Source organism: Ralstonia sp. OTU4908 (assembly GCF_038440115.1).
Classification (GTDB): domain Bacteria; phylum Pseudomonadota; class Gammaproteobacteria; order Burkholderiales; family Burkholderiaceae; genus Ralstonia; species Ralstonia pickettii.
Map to the genome: position 1 here is coordinate 30500 of NZ_JASATD010000001.1, position 20864 is coordinate 51363.

18 protein-coding genes are annotated in these 20864 nt (G+C 64.1%); 9 read left to right on the forward strand and 9 right to left on the reverse strand.

Annotation, left to right across the window (positions count from 1 at the left end):
- The first annotated feature begins 34 nt into the window (after positions 1-34).
- Complete coding sequence (locus AAHM38_RS00140) at positions 35-1333, forward strand: MFS transporter (RefSeq protein ID WP_116574902.1); 1299 nt, start codon at positions 35-37, stop codon at positions 1331-1333.
- Here AAHM38_RS00140 and modA read toward each other — a convergent pair whose 3' ends face one another.
- The 4 genes from modA to AAHM38_RS00160 all read right to left on the reverse strand — a co-directional run bounded on the left by modA (position 1334) and on the right by AAHM38_RS00160 (position 4397).
- Positions 1334-2107 carry a molybdate ABC transporter substrate-binding protein gene (modA, locus tag AAHM38_RS00145; RefSeq protein WP_116574903.1) on the reverse strand — a complete coding sequence of 258 codons (774 nt, stop codon included), beginning with the start codon at positions 2105-2107 and terminating at the stop codon, positions 1334-1336.
- A 105-nt stretch (positions 2108-2212) separates the two neighbouring features.
- Positions 2213-3091 (reverse strand): LysR family transcriptional regulator, encoded by an 879-nt coding sequence (locus AAHM38_RS00150; RefSeq protein WP_116574904.1) that lies wholly within the window; start codon positions 3089-3091, stop codon positions 2213-2215.
- A gap of 50 nt (positions 3092-3141) precedes the next feature.
- Positions 3142-3576, reverse strand: coding sequence for a VOC family protein (locus AAHM38_RS00155; protein WP_116574905.1), 435 nt, complete (start codon positions 3574-3576; stop codon positions 3142-3144).
- Positions 3577-3818: 242 nt separating this feature from the next.
- Entirely contained in the window at positions 3819-4397 is a 579-nt protein-coding gene (locus AAHM38_RS00160; RefSeq protein WP_116574906.1) for a GNAT family N-acetyltransferase, read from the reverse strand.
- A gap of 134 nt (positions 4398-4531) precedes the next feature.
- Here AAHM38_RS00160 and AAHM38_RS00165 point away from each other — a divergent pair, with 134 nt between their 5' ends.
- The 4 genes from AAHM38_RS00165 (at position 4532) to AAHM38_RS00180 (ending at position 8909) form a co-directional block, all read left to right on the forward strand.
- The gene (locus AAHM38_RS00165; protein WP_065859502.1) at positions 4532-5074 is read left to right on the forward strand and encodes a winged helix-turn-helix transcriptional regulator; all 543 of its coding nucleotides are present in this window, start codon (positions 4532-4534) and stop codon (positions 5072-5074) included.
- Between the two features lie 170 nt (positions 5075-5244).
- Positions 5245-6081, forward strand: a complete 837-nt coding sequence (locus AAHM38_RS00170) for a GntR family transcriptional regulator (protein ID WP_009240265.1) — start codon at positions 5245-5247, stop codon at positions 6079-6081.
- A gap of 99 nt (positions 6082-6180) precedes the next feature.
- A complete protein-coding gene (locus tag AAHM38_RS00175; protein ID WP_116574907.1) occupies positions 6181-7404 on the forward strand; it encodes an MFS transporter in 1224 nt (407 codons plus the stop codon).
- Positions 7405-7604: 200 nt separating this feature from the next.
- Positions 7605-8909: an MFS family transporter gene (locus AAHM38_RS00180; RefSeq protein WP_116574908.1), complete on the forward strand. Its 1305-nt coding sequence runs from the start codon at positions 7605-7607 to the stop codon at positions 8907-8909.
- A 94-nt stretch (positions 8910-9003) separates the two neighbouring features.
- Here AAHM38_RS00180 and AAHM38_RS00185 read toward each other — a convergent pair whose 3' ends face one another.
- Positions 9004-11574, reverse strand: coding sequence for a 2-oxoglutarate dehydrogenase E1 component (locus tag AAHM38_RS00185; RefSeq protein ID WP_116574909.1), 2571 nt, complete (start codon positions 11572-11574; stop codon positions 9004-9006).
- A gap of 280 nt (positions 11575-11854) precedes the next feature.
- Positions 11855-13474: a methyl-accepting chemotaxis protein gene (locus AAHM38_RS00190; RefSeq protein ID WP_116575126.1), complete on the reverse strand. Its 1620-nt coding sequence runs from the start codon at positions 13472-13474 to the stop codon at positions 11855-11857.
- A 443-nt stretch (positions 13475-13917) separates the two neighbouring features.
- Between AAHM38_RS00190 and AAHM38_RS00195 the strand changes: the two genes are divergently transcribed.
- A complete protein-coding gene (locus AAHM38_RS00195) occupies positions 13918-14163 on the forward strand; it encodes a hypothetical protein (RefSeq protein ID WP_009277035.1) in 246 nt (81 codons plus the stop codon).
- Between the two features lie 469 nt (positions 14164-14632).
- Here the strand turns inward: AAHM38_RS00195 and AAHM38_RS00200 are convergent, their stop codons facing one another.
- Positions 14633-15478: a phosphate/phosphite/phosphonate ABC transporter substrate-binding protein gene (locus AAHM38_RS00200; protein ID WP_116574910.1), complete on the reverse strand. Its 846-nt coding sequence runs from the start codon at positions 15476-15478 to the stop codon at positions 14633-14635.
- On the reverse strand, positions 15447-16454 hold the full coding sequence (locus AAHM38_RS00205; protein ID WP_116574911.1) for a fatty acid desaturase: 1008 nt from the start codon (positions 16452-16454) through the stop codon (positions 15447-15449). Before AAHM38_RS00205 ends, AAHM38_RS00200 begins: the two co-directional genes overlap by 32 nt.
- A gap of 579 nt (positions 16455-17033) precedes the next feature.
- On the opposite strand from AAHM38_RS00205, the gene AAHM38_RS00210 reads away from it, so the two are divergent.
- Positions 17034-17447: a hypothetical protein gene (locus AAHM38_RS00210; RefSeq protein ID WP_304540590.1), complete on the forward strand. Its 414-nt coding sequence runs from the start codon at positions 17034-17036 to the stop codon at positions 17445-17447.
- A 203-nt stretch (positions 17448-17650) separates the two neighbouring features.
- Positions 17651-18574, forward strand: coding sequence for a cation diffusion facilitator family transporter (locus tag AAHM38_RS00215; RefSeq protein WP_116574913.1), 924 nt, complete (start codon positions 17651-17653; stop codon positions 18572-18574).
- Here the strand turns inward: AAHM38_RS00215 and AAHM38_RS00220 are convergent.
- Positions 18571-20178, reverse strand: coding sequence for a sensor histidine kinase (locus AAHM38_RS00220; RefSeq protein WP_116574914.1), 1608 nt, complete (start codon positions 20176-20178; stop codon positions 18571-18573). The two genes, AAHM38_RS00215 and AAHM38_RS00220, sit on opposite strands and share 4 nt — an antisense overlap.
- Before the next feature lie 76 nt (positions 20179-20254).
- On the opposite strand from AAHM38_RS00220, the gene AAHM38_RS00225 reads away from it, so the two are divergent.
- Positions 20255-20860 (forward strand): response regulator transcription factor, encoded by a 606-nt coding sequence (locus AAHM38_RS00225; RefSeq protein ID WP_004632320.1) that lies wholly within the window; start codon positions 20255-20257, stop codon positions 20858-20860.
- The last annotated feature ends 4 nt before the right edge of the window (positions 20861-20864 follow it).

A 20864-nucleotide genomic window follows, 5' to 3' on the forward strand; every position in this document is an offset into this window, starting at 1 on the left:
TGTCGCCCCAGCAAGAATTAAAATCGGACACCCCATGCAGCGACTTGCCCGCCTCATCGCCCCACGTTTCCACTACAGCTGGCTCGCGCTGGCCGTGGTGTTCCTGATCCTGCTGTGCGCGGCCGGCACGCGTGCCACGCCCAGCGTGATGATGCTGCCGCTCGAGCACGAATTCGGCTGGAGCCGCAGCACGATCTCGCTGGCCATCTCGATCGGTATTGCGCTGTACGGGCTGACGGGGCCGTTTGCTGCGGCGTCGATGCAGTATTTCGGCATCCGCCCGACGGTGCTCGGTGCGCTGGCGGTGCTGGTGGCGGGCACGGCACTCTCGGCGATGATGCATGCGCCGTGGCAGATGGTGCTGCTGTGGGGGGTGATGGTCGGTGGCGGCACGGGCGTGGCGGCCATCACGCTGGGCGCGACGGTGGTCAACCGCTGGTTCACTTCGCATCGCGGCTTGGCGATGGGCATCCTGACGGCCAGCTCGGCCACGGGACAGCTCGTGTTCCTGCCGATGATGGCCGCAGTCGTCGAGCACTTTGGCTGGCGCCCGGTGGTGCTGATCGTGGCCGGCGCACTGGCGCTGCTGTTGCCGGTCGTGTGGCTGCTGCTGCCGGAATCGCCCAAGAGCGTCGGTCTGCGCACCTATGGTGAACCCGCCGATGCGCCGGAAGCCGCCCAAGGCCCGCGCGCCAACCCGATCACCCTGGCCATGCAGACGCTGGTGCAAGCGGCCCGCAAGCGCGATTTCTGGCTGCTGTTCGCGAGCTTCTTCATCTGCGGCGCAAGCACCAACGGCTACATCGGCACGCACTTCATTGCCATGTGCGCAGACCACGGGTTCTCCGAAGTGAAGGGCGCGAGCCTGCTCGCTGCGATGGGGATCTTCGATCTGGTCGGCACCACGCTGTCGGGCTGGCTGTCCGACCGCTACAACAGCCGCGTGCTGCTGTTCTGGTACTACGGGCTGCGCGGGCTGTCGCTGATCTACCTGCCGTATGCGTTCGGCTTCGAGTTCTTCGGCCTGCCGGTGTTCGCGATCTTCTACGGCCTGGACTGGATTGCCACCGTGCCGCCCACTGTGCGCCTGACCAACGACGTGTTCGGCAAGGCAGCCGCGCCCATCGTGTTCGGATGGATCGTCGCGGGCCACCAATTGGGCGCCGCATTCGCCACGCTGGGTGCAGGCATGATGCGCGCCTCGCTGGGCAACTACACGCTCGCTTCCATGATTTCGGGCGGGCTCTGCGTGGCGGGCGCCTTCCTGGTGCTGCGCATTCACCGCACGCCCAAGAAGGACGCCGAGCGTGCGGGTCAGCCGGCTACCGCGTAATCAAGGTTTCAGGAAACCGTACCTGGCCAGCACCGCCTGGCCCGCGGGCGACAGCACGTAAGCCACAAAGTCGGCCGCCTGCTGCGGCTGCTTCGTGCCCGACGTCACGGCGATCGGGTAGGTGAGCGGCACATTCAGCGGCACGGTGCTCGCCACCTTCACCTTGTCGGCGGCGATGGCGGCATCGGTCGAGAACACCAGGCCGGCCTCGACCTCGCCGCGCGACACATAGTCCAGCGCCTGGCGCACGTTCTGCGCCAGCACCGCCTTGGCCTCCACCGGCTCCCACAGCTTGGCCGCTTCCAGCGCACGCTTGGCATAGCGGCCCACCGGCACCGACGCCGGATTGCCGATCGCCACGCGCTTCACGTCGGGCCTCGTCAGATCGGCCAGCGCATGCACGGGTACCGTGGCCGTTGCGGGCACGATCAGCACCAGCTGGTTGGCGACAAAGTCGCGGCGCGTCTCCGTCTTGATGACCTTTTCCGCGGCGGCCTTGTTCATCGCATCCTGATCGGCGGAGGCAAATACGTCGGCCGGGGCGCCCTTCACGATCTGCTGCATCAGCACGTCGGACGCGCCGAAGTTGAGCACGACCTTGGTGTCCGGATGCAGGGCTTCGTACTGTTGCGCGATCGTCTTGAAGGCATTGGTCAGGCTGGCTGCGGCCGAGACAACGAGGTCCGCCGCCCGGGCTGGCGCTGCAAAACCCAGCGACAGCGCGGCGACCAGGCCAATGGCGCGCACATGCGCGCGAACCGACAAACGTTGCATGAAAGACCCAGAGTTGGATGAATGACCGGTCGTAATATACGAGCCGATATAACGCCTAGTCAACGCTCGACCTGAATGCCGGATATCACGCTTGCACCATAGGCCTCAAGAACGTTCGGCGCGGGCGGCTTCGTCAATGCAATCGGCAAGCCGCCCCGCAATGGGTTGGCGGCTATGGCGCGGGCGCTCGATCAGGCCGATCTCGCGGTAGAACGTGGCGTCGCCCAGGCTGACGGCGCGCGTGCCGGGCGGCCAGGTGCGTTGTGCGGCGGTCTGCGGGGCCAGTGCCACGCCCTGCCCGCGTGCCACGAGTTGCGTCATGCCTTGCAGCTCGTCGAGTTCGATCACGTCGTGCGGGGTGATGCGCTGGTCGCGCAGGAACTGGTCGACGCGGCGGCCGCCGAACGAGCGGCGGTCATAGCGGATGAACGGTTGATGCGCGAGCAGCGTGCGCCAGTCGTCGCCGGGCACGGTGGCCGGCACCAGCAGCACGAAAGGCTCGGCCACCAGCGTGCGCCATTCCAGGTCGGCCGGTACGGCGAAGGGCGGGCGAATCAGCACGGCGAGGTCGATCTCGCCGGCATCCACCAGGCCGAGCAGGTCCAGCGAGACACCGGGCACGATGCGCGCACGGCAATGCGGGAATTCGCTGCGGAACTGCACCAGCGCATCCACCAGAAACGAGGTTTGCACCGAAGCGATCGCGCCGATGCGCACCAGGCCGCGCTGCTCGTTACCGCCGGCCTGGTCGCCCAGACGGTCGTACAGCGTGACGATGTGTTCGGCCAGGGCCAGCGCATCGCGCCCGGCGGCATTGAGCGTGGCCGACCTGCCCGTGCGATCGAAGAGTTGAAAGCCGAGCGATTCTTCCAGCCGCTGGATCTGCGCGCTCACCGCCGACTGCGTGAGGCCGATGCGCTCGCCAGCACCCGCAAACGTGCCGTGCCGGGCGACGGCGATGAAGGTCTTGAGTTCTCGAAGCATGGCGTGCGCGAATCAGGGCGGAAGCGCAAGGATACGCGCGCCGCGCCGCCTTACTTGGCAAACAGCGACGCCATGTTGGCGAACGCCTTGATCTCCATCGCATTGCCCGACGGATCGAGGAAGAACATCGTGGCCTGCTCGCCCACTTCACCCTTGAAGCGGATATGCGGCTCGATGATGAACTCGATGCCGGCGGCACGCAGCTTGTCGGCAGCGGCTTCCCACTCGGCCATGGAGAGCACCACGCCGAAGTGGCGCACGGGCACGTTGTCGCCGTCGACGGCGCTGGTCTTGCGGTGGCCGATTTCATCCGGAGCGAGATGGGCGACGATCTGGTGGCCGTAGAAGTTGAAATCCACCCATTCCGGCGAACTGCGGCCTTCCGGGCAGCCGAGGATACCGCCGTAGAACGCACGCGCCGCGGCAATATCGTGCACAGGAAAAGCAAGGTGAAATGGGGCAACCACAGGCGTGACGTTGCTCATGTGGGGGGCGCAGGCTGGGGAGGGTTGAAATCAGGCAGCACCGGCACGCAGCGGGGGGGCCGCTGACGCACCGGGCCACGCGAATGAGTCTATGCGGATCCACTCATGCGCAAAAGCGATGTTTTTTTGCGCTGAGCCCCAACAAATTCGATGAATGCGGCAAAAAAGACGCCGCCCAACGGCGGCGAAAGAGACACACGGTAAGCACACCTGCAGGGCGAGCAGGCGCGCAAAGACGAATATCAGGCGAAGGCGAAGGGCGTCACGGCCATTTCGGCCTGGGCCAGCGGCAGGCGCACGGTGCAGACGGTGGCGTCGCCAGGCACGTTTGCCACGCGAAAACCCGCATCGCGCGCGAGGCTGACCATGCGGCGGTTGATGGAGAGCACCTCGCCGAAAACTTCCCGCGCGCCGGACACCCGCGCCGCGCGAACCAGCGTGGCAAACAGGCGTCGCCCCACGCCCTTGCCCTGCCACGCGTCGGCCACCAGCATGGCGAACTCGGCCACACCGTCTTCCACGACGAAGCGGCCGTCGGCGATCAGGTCTTCGCCGGTGCCATCAGGGCGCGCAACGCTCACGACCAGCGCCATGTGGTTCACGTAATCGATCTGTGTATAGGCGGCGAGCATCTCGTCGGTCAGGCGGCCGCCGCCCACCAGGAAGCGCGCATAGCGCGACTCGGACGACAGCCCCTCGACCAGGGCGGCCTCAAGCGGGGCGTCTTGCGGCAGAATCGGGCGCACGGTGGCGATGGAGCCGTCGTGCATGGTCCAGCGGTCGATCCATTCGGCGGGGTAACGGTGGATGGTGTAAAGCATGGGGATCTCCTCACGCGATGGATCGTTGTGATTAGCCGTCAGGACGGGATCACCTCCTGACTTTCTAATTTGAAGCTAGATTAGCAGAAACCCTGACTTTTGCAAGTAAAGTCAGAATTGACTATGCTTTTGCCATGAGAATTCCGGAACCCTTCCCCGTCCCAGCGGCGTCCGAAGTCGTGACATCGATGGAGGAGCCGTGCTCGATTGCGGCCGCCGTGTCGATCGTCGGCGAGAAATGGACGCTGCTCGTGCTGCGCGAGGCGTTTTCGGGGGTGACGCGGTTTGATGAGTTTTTGCGCCGCACGGGGTGCTCGTCGGCGATCCTGTCGTCGCGGCTCAAAGCGCTGGTGACATACGGCATCCTGCGCCGTGTGCCGTATCAGGAGCCGGGCGACCGCGTGCGCGACGCCTATCGGCTGACACGGGCGGGCGTCGACCTCCTGCCCGCGATCGTCGCGCTCATGCAATGGGGCGACCGTTACCTCACGCCCGACGGCGAAGGCCCGATGTTGTTGCGTGACCGTGAAAGCGGCACGCCGATCCACGTTGCGCTCGTCAATGCGCTCGGCGAGCCGGTTGCGCCCAAGAACTCGATACGCGAGCGCAATCCGCGTTATGGCCAGGGGCAAAAGCCGGCCGCCGCGGCCGCGGATACCCCGCCGGACAACGGGTAACACACAACTTTACAGGCCCCGCAAAACCCCCTATCGTCGCGGATGAATGGGCAAACGGCCGCGTTCGACCCGGCTTTCCGACGCATCCGCGCCTGTGCGCCATCACCTGATGGCCGCCCCTCCTGACTTCGTCTTCGACCTCGCTGCTCACGCCCGGAACCACGACCGCCATGCCTGATGCCGTGGTACCGCTCTACCACCAGATCTACGTCGTTCTGCGCCAACAGATTCTCGAGGGCCGGTTCAGTGACGGCCCGATGCCGGGCGAGATCGAGCTGGCCCGCCAGTTCGGGGCATCGCGCGTCACGATGCGGCGCGTCTTCGACTACCTCGTCAAGGAAGGTCTGGTGCGCCGCCATCGCGGCATGGGCACGTTTGTCGTCAAGCCCGATGATCCGGTGACGATGGGCGGCGGCGCCCAGACGCTGCTGCAGAACATCATCGACGTGGGCGAGCGCACCTCCGCCGTCGTCGTCGAATTTGAAGACGTGCTGGCCCCGCCCGACGAGGCCAAATGCCTGGAAATTGCGCCCGGCACGCCGATCAAGAAACTCGTGCGCGTGCGCCACCTGGAAGACACGCCCATGGCGCTCATCACGACGTGGCTGCCGCTGGACGTGACGAGCAAGCTCACGCTCGAACGCCTGGCCGGCCAGTCGCTGCTGCGGCTGATCGAAGGATCGGGTGTGCGGATTGATCGTGCGTCGCAGGTGGTGTCGGCACGTTTGGCCGATGTGGCGACGGCGCAGTATCTGGATGTGTCGGTGGGCGCGCCGCTGCTCTCCGTCCAGCGCATCGTGCGCGAGATGAGCGGGCGCCCCGTGCAATTGCTGCAAGGCCTCTACCGGCCCGACCGCTACGAATACCGCATGGAGCTGTCGCGCGTGGGCGAAGACCGCGCCCGCCTGTGGATCGACAACGCCGGTCATGACGTACAAGGCGGTCACAGCGAAGACGTGGAAGAGGCGCCCACCTCGGCCGCATCCCCGGCCAGCCAGCGCGCCTGACACCACCCCGAGCAAGGTTATTGGCCGTCAGCAGGCCCCCAGGAAAGTTGTTAGCATCGCCGCTTCGCTGCGATGCAGCAATCTCCTCATGAGGTTCCCATGTCGACCTCGCCAGCGTCCCCAACGCCTGCCAATACCACCATGGCACCTGCCGCACCTGACACCCGAGGGCTGATCCGCCTGCTCACGGCCGGCGCGGGCATCAGCGTGGCGTGCATTTACCTGAACCACCCGCTACTGGGCCTCATCGGCCGCGACCTCGCCATCGCGCCGCACGCGTTGGGCGTGTTGCCGACGCTCACGGCGGCGGGATACGCCAGCGGCATCTTTTTCTTCGGCCCGCTGGGCGACCGCTACGATCGTCGCATCGTCATCCTCTGGAAGGCGGTGCTGCTCACATTGGCGCTCATCGCCAGCTGCCTCGCGCCCAACCTCCCACTGCTTGCGGCAGCGGGCTTTGCGGTGGGGCTCTCGGCCACCATCGCGCAGGACTTCGTGCCCAGCGCCGCGGCCATCAGCACCGACCACAACCGCAATCGCAACATCGGCACGGTGATGACGGGGCTGTTGATCGGCATCGTCAGCTCGCGCGTGTTCAGCGGCATCGTGGCGGACCATTTCGGCTGGCGCGCGGCATTTGGCGTATCGGCGGTAGCGATTGTCGGGCTGGCGATTGCCGTGCGCGCCGCCCACTTTGGTGTGGCACCGCCCGCAACCATGAGGCAGCCGTACCTCACGCTGCTGCGTTCGTTGGGCACGCTGTTCGCACAGCACCCGCGGCTGCGCGCGGCGGCCATCACGCAGGCGTTCATCGGCATTGCGTTCTCGGGCTTCTGGTCGACCGTGGCATTGCACCTGACGAGTTCGCTCGGCCTGTCGACGGGTCAAGCGGGCCTGCTTGGCCTGGCCGGTGCAGCGGGCGCACTGGGCGCGAGCATTGCCGGGCGATTGTCGGGCCGCGTTGCGCCCGGCCACATCGCTGCGGGTGGTGCGTTGCTCATGGCGGTGACGTTTGCCGCGATGGCACTGTTCCCGCAATCGCTCATCGCCATCGTGATCGGCACGCTCGTCTTTGACGTGGGCGTGCAGGCTGCGCTGGTATCGCACCAGACCATCATTTATGCATTGGCACCCGAAGCGCGCAGCCGTATCAACGCGGTGTTCATGACGGCGCTGTTCATCGGCATGTCGGTGGGCGCGTATGGCGCGAGCCTGGCGTGGACGAGCGCGCGCTGGACTGGATTGATGGCGTTCTGCGCGGCGGCGGCGCTGGTGGCGCTCGGGTTGCGCGTGGTGTTCAACGCGCGGCAGGGCGCACGATGAGCGAAATCGACCGGGTACGCGTGTTGGGCGTACCCGTTTCTGCGTGACCTAAGCACGCCTGCTGCACACCTGCCGCAACACGCCATCTCACCCATCGGGGCAAGTCCGGGGCGCGACAACCTGCGACATGTCGCTACAATTCTGAGGGTCAGCTTAGGCTGCCCACAGAACAACCACACCGACCACACCGAGACGCCCTCATGGATAGCACTGCCACCCCGCACGCGGTTGACCCGCACGACACACGTCGCCGCATCTTTGCCATCGTCGGCGCGTCGTCGGGCAACCTCGTCGAATGGTTCGACTTTTACGTCTACGCGTTCAGCGCGCTGTACTTTGCGCCGGCGTTCTTCCCCAGCGGCGACCGCACGACGCAACTGCTGAACACGGCGGGCGTGTTTGCGGCGGGCTTCCTGATGCGGCCGATCGGCGGCTGGCTGTTCGGCCGCATTGCCGACAAGCACGGCCGGCGCAGGGCGATGATGATCTCGGTGCTGATGATGTGCGGCGGCTCGCTGCTGATCGCGGTGCTGCCAACCTACGCGCAGATCGGTGCGCTGGCGCCGTTCCTGCTGCTGGTGGCGCGGCTGTTCCAGGGGCTGTCGGTTGGCGGCGAATACGGCACCAGCGCGACCTACATGAGCGAAGTGGCGCTGCAGGGCCGACGCGGCTTCTTTGCCTCGTTCCAGTATGTGACGCTGATTGGCGGCCAGCTGTGCGCGGTGCTCGTGCTGGTGATCCTGCAGCAACTGCTGACGACCGCGGAGCTGAAAGCCTGGGGCTGGCGCATTCCATTTGTGGTGGGCGCACTCACCGCGCTGATCGCCCTGTACCTGCGTAAGTCACTGCACGAAACGCAGACCGCCTCGGCGCGCAAGGCGGAGCACGCTGGCACGATCCGCGGCGCGTGGCAGCACAAGGGTGCGTTCCTGCGCGTGATCGGCTTTACCGCCGGCGGCTCGCTGATCTTCTACACGTTCACGACGTACATGCAGAAGTACCTCGTCAACACGGCCCACATGGAGACCAAGACCGCCTCCAACGTGATGACGGGCGCACTGTTCGTCTACATGGTGCTGCAGCCCGTGTTTGGCGCGCTGTCCGACCGCATCGGCCGCCGCAATTCGATGCTGCTGTTCGGGGCACTCTCGGTGCTGGGCACAGTGCCGCTCATGAAGGCGCTGGCCACGGTGACGACCCCGCTCGCAGCCTTTGGCCTCATCACGGTGGCGCTGGCCATCGTCAGCTTCTATACGTCGATCAGCGGGCTGATCAAGGCCGAGATGTTCCCGCCAGAGGTGCGCGCCATGGGCGTGGGCCTCTCGTATGCGATTGCCAACGCGGTGTTCGGCGGCTCGGCGGAATACGTGGCGCTGTGGTTCAAGCAGGCCGGTAGTGAATCGACGTTCTATTGGTACGTGACAGCGCTGTGCGCGGTGTCTTTCGTCGTGACGTACTTCATGCCCGATCCGAGCAAGGAAGGGTATCTGCGCCACACGCCGTAATCGCGGCCCGGCGTTTCAACAACAAGGCCATACCGCGACCACCGATGTCTCAAACGGCGGTCGCGGTCGAGCTTCCTGCATCAGCTTCCGGCTATCACAACGCGCCCAACGCAGCAGCCACCAGGCGACGCTGCTCCGCCTGATGCGCGCGCACCGACGCGTGCGCGCCCGACGGCGTCGCGCTGCGGCACACACTGGCCAGTCGGCTCCCCTCCGGCAGACACGTCTGCAGCGCGTCGCGCACGAAGCGCCATGCGCCTTGGTTGGCGTCCTCCTCCTGCGCCCAGACGATCTCCTTCAGGTTAGGGAATGCCGCCAGCGCGGCCACAAGTGCCTCCTGCGGAAACGGATAGAGCTGCTCCACACGGACGAGCGCCACATCCGCGCGGGCCTCGCGCTCGCGCTGCGCGTGCAGTTCGTAGAAGAACTTACCGCTGCACAAGACCACACGCGCGACGGTTTGCGGATCGACCGCCGAGGCGTCGGCCAGCACCGGCATGAAACGCCCGTCGATCAGGTCCTGCAGGGGCGAATGCGAACGCCCGTTGCCATGGAGTTCCGTCTTCGGAGACATGACGATCAGCGGCTTGGGCGTTGCCAACGTGGCGTGCTCGCGCAACAGGTGGAACCATTGGCCCGACGTCGACGGCATGACCACGCGCATGTTGTCATCCGCGCAAAGCTGCAGAAAACGCCCCAGGAATCCGTTGGAATGCTCTGGCCCGACACCTTCGTGGCCGTGCGGCAGCAGCATCGCCAGTGCAGACTGGCAACCCCACTTGTATTCCCCCGAAGCGATGTACTGGTCGATGAAGACCTGTGCACCGTTGACGAAGTCGCCGAACTGCGCCTCCCACAATGTCAACCGCGTGCGGGTCTGTACGCTGTAGCCGTATTCGAAGCCCAGCGCGGCTTCTTCCGACAACGGCGAGTTGATGACGTCGAAGGTGCCTTGGCACGGCGCCACGTGCTGCAGCGGAACGTACCGGTCGCCGTCGTCGGACAGTGACGCCTGCGACTGCCACACCGCGTGCCGATGCATGAACGTGCCGCGCCCGACGTCCATGCCGGACAACCGGATGCTGTGCCCGTCTTCCAGCAGCGTGGCATGGGCAAGGTTTTCAGCCAGGCACCAGTCGACCGTATGCGCGTCGCTCGAGACCGTAGCGCGCCAACGCTCGCACAGTCCGCGCACAACGTCGTGCAGGAGCACGTCGTCGGGCGGTGTGGTCAGCGTCTGCGTCAATGCCTGCACGCGCTGCGATGACAACGGCTGAAGCTGGCGGCGCGCGGCGCTGTGCAGCGTCGAAACGTCGGCTGCACGCGGCGCTTTGCCCGGGGCAGCCCGCAAGTCACGCACGGCAGCTTCGCGCAGATCCGCCAAGCGCGTCGATTCCGCACTGGCAACGTGATATTGCTCCGTGACGGTCGGGTGCGCCGCAATGGCGGCGTGCAGCGCGGGCTGCGTCACTGCGGGCGTGTCGTGCTCCGAATGCCCAAGGCGGCGATAACCGATCAGATCGATGACGATATCGGCGCCATGCTCCATCCGGTACGCAATGGCAATCCGTGCGGCACGCACGACGGCTTCGGGGTCGTCGGCGTTGACGTGCAGCACCGGCGCATCAACCATGCGCGTCACGTCGGTGCAGTAGTCGTGGGCACGCACGTCCATCACGTTGGGTGTTGTAAAGCCGATCTGGTTATTGACGATCACGTGCACGACACCGCCTGCCGTGTAGCCGCTGCGGCGGGTCAGGTTCAGGGTCTCCATGACTACGCCTTGCCCCGCGAAAGCAGCATCGCCATGCACCATCACCGGCAGGCACGGTGTGCCGGGGTGCTCATCCACATGCGCGCGCGCCATACCGCAGACGACCGGGTACACGCTCTGCAGATGCGATGGATTGGGCGCCAGCACCAGCGCCACCTCATCGTCGCCCACCAACCGATGCGCACGGCCACCGAGGTGATACGGCAGGTCTCGCTGGGTGAACGCAATGTCCGAATCAGGATCGAGCCGATCGAGCATGCCTCGCGCGTCAAACCCCATCACGTTGACGAGCGCGTTCAAGCGCCCGCGATGCGGCATGCCGAGAAACACCTGACGCACGCCGTGGCCGGCACCTTCCTCCACCAGCGTATCGAGCAGCGGCACCAGGCTCTCGCAGCCCTCCAGGGAGAACCGCTTGGCATGCGCGAATGTGCCGCCAACAAGACGCTCCCACATCTCCGCCGCCACCAGCCGGCGCAGCAACGTGCGCTTCTGGTCAGGTGCGAGCGGCGGTGCCAACAGTTCTGCCTCCATGCGCGCGTAGAGCCATGCGCGGCGTTGGCGCTTGCGCACGCTGCTGCAATCGAGGCCGATGGCGCCGCAGTACACGCGCTTGAGCTGCCATTCGAGTTCCTGCATCGTCGTCGCGGTGGGCAGGACCGCGCTGGCGGGATCGCGCTTCTGCGCTGGGTCGAGGCCGTGAAACCGCAGGCGAAGCTCAGGCACGTCAGGCAGGGGCACGCGTGCAAGCGGGTCCAGCCGCGCGCGCCGATGCCCGTGCTCGCGATAGGCGTCGATCAACTGGGTGACCGGGGTGAGTGGAAGCGCCGTGGCAGTGCCGGCCGGCGCGTTGGACAGGTCAAACCCTGCGACCGAACCCGGGTCGGCCATTTGAGGAGCGTGGGAGGACATGGTTGTTCAGGAGATAAGAGACACCGTGGGTGGGTCCCGCCATCGGCACGCCGGCGCACCCGCGCGCGCAATCCTCCAACCAGCACAGCGGTTGCGCAGCAGACACCTGTTCGGCAAATGGCGGGACCGTTCGAAACGCCAAAGCAAAGCGCTACGTCGATTCCTTCTGTAACGAGCCGCTTGGCGGCGACCCGTGCCTCCTCCGTTGGACTGCTGACTGCAACATCACTGCGACAACAACTGCGAATGACAAACGTGTTTAAGCGCGCGCCCAGCCAGCTTGCGCCAGCGTGGCCGTCCCGCTCTGTGTGCCATGCGCATGACCCGACATGTCGCCATGCAGCTTGAACGCGCTGACCATGTCGGCCAGCTGATCGGCCTGGTCCTGCAGCGCCTGTGCCGAGGTCGCGCCTTCCTCGACCAGCGAGGCGTTTTCCTGCGTGACTTTGTCCATCTGCGTGATGGCCTCGTTGATCTGCTCGATGCCTTCGCTCTGCTCGCGGCTTGAAGCGCTGATTTCGGCAACGATGTTGGTCACGTTCTGGATACCTGCCACCACGTCGCGGATGATCTGGCCCGCCTCTTCCACCTTGGCGGTGCCGGTGCCGACGTGGTTGACCGAATCTTCGATCAGCGCCTTGATCTCCTTGGCCGCTGCGGCACTGCGCTGCGCAAGGTTGCGCACCTCGCCCGCCACCACGGCAAAGCCACGGCCCTGCTCACCGGCGCGCGCAGCTTCCACTGCGGCGTTCAGTGCCAGGATGTTGGTCTGGAACGCGATGCTGTCGATCACGCCGATGATGTCGACGATCTTGCGTGACGACGCATTGATGGTGCTCATGGTCTCGATCGCCTCGCCAACGGCGTCGCCGCCCTTGGTCGCCACCAGCGAGGCATTGGATGCCAGGCGGCTCGCTTCCTGCGCGTTGTCGGCGTTCTGCTTGACGGTGGAGGTGAGCTGCTCCATGGCCGCCGCCGTTTCTTCCAGCGAGCTGGCTTGCTGCTCGGTCCGGCTGGACAGATCGATGTTGCCGCTCGCCACCTCGCGCGATGCACGCGCGATGGTGTCCGTCCCGCCACGTACACGGCCGACGATGCCATGCAGGTTGTCGGTCATGCGCTTGAGCGCGGTCAGCAGGCGGCCGATCTCGTCTTGCGCGCCAACCTGAAGACGGTGCGTCAGATCGCCCTGCGCCACGGCTTCGGCCAGGTGCAGCGCACGGTTGATCGGGCCGGTGATCGTGCGGGTGATGAACGCGCCCGTGGCAATGGCAAGCAAGGTCGCCAGCACGGCAAGCACGATCATCTGAATCTTCGCGTTGGCACCTTGCTCGGCGGCTTCGCCGACGTCGTGCTCCATCTCGCTGGCCTGGCGGTCCACCATCTTGTCGACCAGCACGTAGTACTGGTCTTGCAGGCGGCTCATGTCACCCTGGTACAGCACGCGAGCGTCTTCCGGCTTGTTGGCATCGATCAGCTCAAAGAACTTGCGCACGCTCGCACCGTAAGCGGAACGCGCGTCGAACTGTTCCTTGAAGAGCGCCTTGCCCGCATCGGTCGTCAGCATCTTCTCCAGCCGCCCATACGCCTGCCCGTTGGCCTGCCGGATGGCTGCGTAGTCGTTCATGTACTTCGCTTTCTGGTCGGCCGACGTGGCCAGCAGCAGATTGCTGAGAATGCCGTTGGCCTTGTAGCCGTTGTTCTTGATCTGGTTGCTCAGTGCGATCAGCGAATAGCGCTCGCTGACGATCCGGCTCATCTTCGTGTTGTTGTCGTCCAGCCGTTGGATGCCGACAGCGGCGGTCCCGATCAGCAGCGCCACCACAAGCGCGAACGCTGCACCAAGGCGCACCCCGATCTTCATATCCGAGATTCTCATTTGCTTCATTCCTGTTTCAGCGGCGTCAGAGAGAGACGTCATGCCCTGGGCAACGCCATCGCCGTGGCCATCTGGCGATGCAATCAGGTGCATGCGTTGAAGCAGGAGCATCTTGAAGACATGTGCGGCTGTCGTTGGCCGATCTTCAAAGCCGTCGCGCCGCAAGATTGCCCAGGCTGCTTTGATGGGAAATGACGGCACGACAGGAGGAATCTTGAATGCGATGCCAGGGCAGCGGGGCGCTTCAAACCTGTGCTCTCGGCGGAAGGGGTCCGAGCTGATCGTGAGCTGCGTGACGCCAGTATTGGCTTGGCGGCACATCCGAGCAAAACCAAGAGAATGAACCTGCACCAAATCTGCGCTTTTGTGAATCGTGGCGGCGCAAAAACTTTCGATATGAAATTATTTTAATTCTCGTATGCGGATGGAAATCGAGTTACCCGGTGTGTGGTCACGCGCGCCGCCCGGCTGACGATGCACCACGCTGGCAGCGCGCCGACATCATCGGACCGGCCTCAGGTGTCCTGCTGGCTGTGATGTCGGCTGCGTTGATGTTCTACCGGATCCGCATGCGCAAGGTTCAACCTGCCCTGGCCGCGATCTATTCCCAGGTCAACGAACACGGAAATCCGCTGACCGAGCGCGGCCCTCGCGCCAAGCGCGCCGGCAATGCTGGGGCGCGCGGGTAAATCCGTGCGATGTCGTTCTTGAACAGTTAAGGAGATTGGAACGCCGATAGAGCGGCTGTGACGGCGGCTAACACGTCCCGCGTCTGCGGATCGACATCGCGGCCCCGAGCGATATCGAAACGTGGGCATCAATCGCATCACCAATCGATCTCAAACATTCGATCTCGACAGTCTGAGAGCGACACGCCACCGTCAGACATTGGCGCATGGCCCTCAAACACTCGACGTTGGCCCGTTGAGGCTGACGTTCCACCGCCCGAGGCTTGAAGCCGGCAGTCAGAGGTCGAAATTTTCGAGCGTGGACTGCGGGAGGGCGAGTGTTCGAGGCTCGCACTCCGGCCACAAAGGTTCGAGCATGACTGTTGGAGGCCCACGTTCGGACCAGAAAGGCCCGTCATCGACTCCTCGATGCCGGTGCGCAATGCGCGACCGCTTTCCACCGGCTCGGCCTGGACACGTTCGGGAAATCTCAGCCCAGTTCCCCGTACCCGCGCATGCGCGCCTCGCGTGCCATCACGGCGATGGGCCGGTAGTGCGCCATCGTGGTCGGCACGATGTCTTCCAGGCGGAGCCTGGAGCGCAGGCCGCCGTCATCGTGCAAGGCTTCGCACATCGCCTTCCTCACTCGCTTTACCAGCGCGTCGTCTGCCCGGCGCGAGGCGATGAAGGGCAGGCCGGCCACATGCCGTGTCGAGCCGATCTGCCGTAGCCCCGCAACCAGGTCTGGCCTGTGCTCTGCGGCAAACGCCAGCGTCACGCAGTCGATGGCGGCAACGTCGGCCTCGTCGTCGGCAACCGCCGCCAGCGACCTGAGGTGCGACCCCGTATGCACGACCGCCCCAAAGAACCGCGCGCCGCGTACCAGTGGCGCGACGGCGTGCCGCAGTGCGTTCATGCCGCTGTGCGAGTCGGGGCTGTTGCAGGCCACCCGCGCGCCCCGGCATGCGGCCAGGGTGGTGGGGCCATCTTTCGCGCGGACCACGATCGCACTGCTATAGGCTTCCTGGTGGCAGCCGGGCGCAACAAAGCGTGGGGTGCCGATCAGCTGTACCCGCGATGCCAACCCGCGAATCAACGGGTAGCCGCAGGTTTGCGACAACAACACGTCGTCGCGCCGCCAGAAGGCGTGCAGCGCGTCGGGGCTCTCGCCCGGGTCCACGGGGTCCAGCATCACGGGCGACGTGCCACGGCCCAGCGCCTGGGCTGTCCGCTCGATCAGCGTGGCCCAGTCGTACCGCAACGATGCAGAGACGTTGTACATCGGTAGAGCTGCCACCCAGCGCTCACGCTTCGCCATATTCGCGATATTCCCCATAGGAATGCGGCGCATACACGTGCCGATCGGAAGAACCATGGAACAGCGGATGCGCTACCGGCGCCGCCACACGCAGCGCGTAGCGGATCAGCCATTCCCGATAACCTCGCACATGGAAGCCGCCGTTGCGCACGAGGTAGTCCTCGGCGCGGCGACGGTAGACCCATGCCAATGCAAACCACGGTACGGAAGGCAGGTCGTGGTGCACCAGATGGTAGTTGTTGTTGAGAAACAGCAACCGCCACATCAAGCCGGCGTCGTTGATGACGCTGCGGGTGGCGTGGGAATCCGCCGGGCGATGCTCCTGGAAAGAGCGGATCGCCGCCAGTGACAACGCCGGATACGCCACGCCCAGCAGCATGAGCCACGCGGGCAGGCCACAGGCCGTCTGCAGCCACACGAGCAGCACCACGACCGCAAGCAGGTGGGCCGCCCACATGGGCGCGTCGCGCCAGTCGCCCGAACGCAGCTTTGCGCAAGCATCCGCTGCAATGGTGAGAATCGAGAACGCCGGTTGCAGCAACATACGCCCGGCCAGCGTATTGCGCGCGGCATACAGCTTGCGCATTGCCGGACCGGCCGCATGCCAATCGACGGCGTAGAGGAAGTAGCTCTCCGGATCGGTGTCCGGGTGCGTCAGTTCAGCCTCGTGGTGCCGCAGATGCAGGCGCCGGTACAGGCCATATGGCAGCCAGATTCCCAGCGGCGCGGCGCCGAGCAAGGCATTGAGCCACGGCAAGCGTGTCGGGTGACCATGCAGCAGCTCGTGCTGCAACGACAGGTACCACGTGGTGCATAACGTCAGCAGCACACACGCCAGCAGCAAACCGAGTTGCCGCACATGCGTGGCAACGCCAAACCAGGTTGCATAGACCGTGGCGATCAGCAGCCACGTCGGCAGCTCCGTGCGCCACAGCCAGTGACGGGCGGCCCGCGCCAGTTCCGTGCGCTGTCGGTCGTCAAGATAGATGGCCATGCGTGCATGCTTGCGTGGTGGGACGAAAGCACAGCATACGGGCCGGCCCCGCGCGACCGGAACGAAGGATTGCCGATAACGATATGTGGCAGCAATCGCCAGCGCACATGACGTTTTAACGGCAGACAAAAAAGGCTGTACCAAAATCGTCGATAAAGCGTTGATTTGATTGAGCCGCTCCCACCTTGGCGGAAAGGAAAGTCTGTACCAAGGAGACTCGTCGACGGACAAACAAGAGACACAAATTCCGGCCAACCGCATGGCGCCTCGTTGGCCGGACTATTCAACGCAAATGCCACTATGGAATGGAAACCCCCATGCGCTGGAAGTTGCGCGCAGACCCATTGACTTGTCACGTGTGACAAGGTGAAGCCTTTCTCAGTGATGCATGCGCACTATCGCTCACTCGCGGAAGCGGCTGGACTTACGCGGCCCAGTCGCTTCATACCGGGGCTAAACGGCTCGGCGCCAACATTTCAGCGACCATCGCCCCGAGCCTCTATATAGGCCCAGGGGTTCGGCGCCTTGCCTGACGCAGGGTCTTGGTTGCGGCCGGCGGGCATTACGGCGGGTGTCAGCGTGGCCGTGCCGACAGGTAAGACGTCGAACAACTTGAGCTATGACCCGACGACGCGGCAGTTCAACACTGTAAGGACGGCCAATGTCACCACGGTGCACTGGAGATTCGCGCTGGAGTACAGCACGCTGTATTTGACGGATCGATTTGCGTCAGGCGTGCTCCCCAAGGAGGATCCCCTCCGCCAATGGATTCCCTTGATTGAGTTCGCGTTCGACTCACCACGGGGGCAACGCACGCGCGGCACCGTCAACCCAGGGATCCCCTATGTCAGCGATACGTGGCAGGTCGCCGCGGAACCGGGCCTTCCTACAACCCACGGTTCGACGCGAGGTGTCGGCGCAAATATTCAGGTGTTGTTCTTCCTGGATGATTTCCTGCCGTCACTATTCGGCAAGCCGATCCTGGCGCATTAGCGAATTGTCTTGATGCACATGCGAGCCCTGGCATTGCAGTTGTGCCAACCAATGCAACAGCGAATGCGAACGCCTCTCATGCGGATTCTTTTCTGCGGCTCCCGGTTATTTCCCACACGGCCCGCTCTCCCCCTATGATCGCGGACAAATTCAGGCGCTCGCCCTCAAGGTGATCTGTCCTCGTCCATCAGACAAACAAGACCATGCAACAGCCAACCGAGATTGATCTCGACAGCGAAACGCCCGCCATGAAGCGCGCGGCGAAACGCAGCACGCTCGTCAGCGTGGGTGTCAATTTGGCCCTAACGGCTGCGCAGCTGGTTGCCGGCGTTCTTGCCCATTCACAAGCGTTGATCGCCGACGCGATCCACTCGCTTTCCGACCTGGTTTCGGATTTCGTCGTTCTCTTTGCTGGACACCATAGCCAGAAGGAACCGGATGCGGAACATCACTATGGTCACCTTCGATTCGAGACAGCAGCATCCCTGGTATTGGGCTTGCTGCTACTCACCGTAGGCGTCGGAATGCTCTGGGGTGCGGTGACCAAGCTGGAGCATCCGGAGTCGATCTCACATGTGAAATTGGTCGGCTTGTGGGTCGCACTGGGCGCACTGGTGAGCAAAGAACTGTTGTTCCGGTACATGCTGGCCGTTGCGGAGCGCGTACGCTCCAGCATGCTGATAGCGAACGCATGGCACGCCCGCTCCGACGCAGCCTCCTCATTGGTGGTTGCACTCGGCATCGTCGGCAATTTGCTTGGATTCCACCTGCTCGATCCAGTGGCCGCATTCGTTGTCGGGTTAATGGTGGCGAGAATGGGCTGGCAGTTTGGCTCGAATGCCCTGTACGACCTCATGGACAGAGCCGTCGATCAAGAGACAGCCAGCGAAATTCGGGAAGTGATACTCGGCACGCCAGGCGTGCTTGGCGTTCATGACGTGCGGACACGCAAAATGGGCGACATGATCCTGGTTGACGCGCACTTGGAGATCGAAAGCACCGCAACCGTGAAGGTCGGTCACGACATCGCGCTCGAAGCGAGGCGACGCGTTATGCAAAGACGTGATGTTCTCAATGTCATGACCCACGTCGATCCCGTAAACGGGCTCCCAGCCGGTACAAGCTAGCCTTTGAGTCGCGGTAAGAACACGTTGAATGTTGAGCCTTTGCCTTCTTCGCTGGTCACGGTGATCGTCCCTCGGTGCAATTCCACGACCAGCTTCACCAAATAAAGCCCGACACCTGCCCCGACCGTCCCCGCAACGTTGCCCCCACGCACGTAGCGCTCGAACAAGCACTCGATATCGCGCTCTGGTATGCCCAGGCCCCGGTCTTCCACTGTCACTGATACACCGTCGCCGTCGCTGCGCATACGCACGCTGACCGGTGCGCCTGGCGGCGAGTATTTAACGGCGTTGCCGACAAGATTGCTGAAGGCCTGGAACAGAAGCCGGGCATCGCCGAAGAATGTGTTCGGCTCATCAGTCTCTACGCACAACTCGATCCGTGCGCTCGGCGTGCCTTCCAAGTGCATTTCGCAAACCTCGGTCAGAAGCGCTGCAAGCGGGAAATCGGTGCGCCGCATCGCTGCGGGCGTCGTGGAATCCAGCCAGTGCGAAGAGTCGAGCAGGTGATCCATCAGGTGCGTCATGCGCTGCACGGCAGCCCGGATTTTCTCGCAGCGCTCTTCCAGCACCTCAGGCGGCAACGCGTCACGCATGCGGATCAAGCGCTGAGCCTGGCCGTCAATCACGCCCAGCGGCGTGCGGAATTCATGCGATGCCATTGAGACGAAATTGCGTTGCAACTCGGCCATGCGGCGCTCTTTGTCGAGCGTCTCCTGCAATACGGCGGCTTGGGCGATCAATGCATCCTTGCTGCGACCCAATTCGATTGTGTTTTCGCGAAAACGCGCCACGGCTTGCGCGATGTCACCAATCTCGTCGTGGCGGTCCACGCCTGGGATGTCGATCTGGGTATCGTTGTTGGCAACGCGGTGCATGCGATCCACCAGCGCGGCAATCGGGCGCGACACGGCGTAGACAAGATAAATCACGGCCAACACGACCAGGCACGCCGCCACCACGATCGCCCCAACTATGAGTTGCCGCGCATTGTGATAGGCCTGCGCCTCTCGCTCGGTTTCTGCCGTGGCGCCAGCGACACTGCGTTCGGTCATCACACCCAACGTGTCATTCGCCAAATCGAATGCGTGTTTGGAATCCGTGTGATAGAGCCGCGTAGCACCCGCTACGTCGCCTGCCTTGGCAGAAATCATCAGCCGTCGCGCTAGCTCGCGATACGTGTTCCATTGGGTGACAAACTGGCTGTAAAGCTCGCGCTCGGGGCTGTCGTGCTCGATCTTGTCGTAGCGGGCCTGGGACGTGGCAATCGCTTTGTCGAGCATGGCGACCTGTTCGTCTGCGGCTCGCAGATCGGCACGTGATGAGGCGATCAGAAAATCGCCTTCGGCCGCGCGATAATCCGAGATGTAGTTATTGAGGTCGCCCAGAATCCGGCTGTTTTGAAGCCAGCGCCCGCTGATCTGCGCAGATACGCTGTGGAAACTGGCCAATTGGTCGATACTGAAAGCGCCGACGCCGACCACCAGCAGCAAAAAGATCACGAACACCAGCGTCAACCGGACGCGGATGGGACGCAGGATCGAAGGAGATTCGATTCCAAAGCGCCGCCCGTCTGGCGCGGCTGGGGCCCTGTTTGGCGATTGCATAGGTAATGTCCTGCGCAGTTTCCCTGACAACGTCGTGAGCGAAGCGTCAGTCACCATACCACCAGGCGGAATCTCCATGATGCCAGCCAGCCCGAAGATCCTCTGCATTGAAGACGACGTTGAAACCGCCGAGTTGATCACCGAAGAACTGGCCGAACACGGCTATACCGTCATCACCGCGCACGACGGCGAATCCGGGCTGGCGATGCTCCTGCGCGAAGCCCCTGATCTGGTGCTGTGCGACGTGGGCATGCCGGGCATGACCGGCTTCGAACTGCTGGAGCAGTTGCGCACGCTTGCGCCACGTTATGCCGAAATTCCGTTCGTCTTTCTGACGGCGATGGCGCAACGCGAGTCCGAACTGCGTGGGCGTCGCCTGGGTGCTGATGACTATGTGACCAAACCGGTCGACTTCGAAATCCTGATTAGCATTGTGCAAACACGGCTCGCCAGACGGCCGCGCACGCACACCGCGCATCCGCCCGTACAACTGAGCGAGCGCGAGGCCGAGGTGCTGGCATGGTCTGCGCGCGGCAAGACATCGGGTGAGATTGCCACGATTCTTGGGCTCTCCAAGCGCACGGTCGATTTCCATATGGACAATGCGCGCGAAAAGCTGGGCGTCGCCACGCGCATCGAAGCCGTGGTCAGGGCTTCCAGCTCGGGCATCATCAAACCGTAGGGGC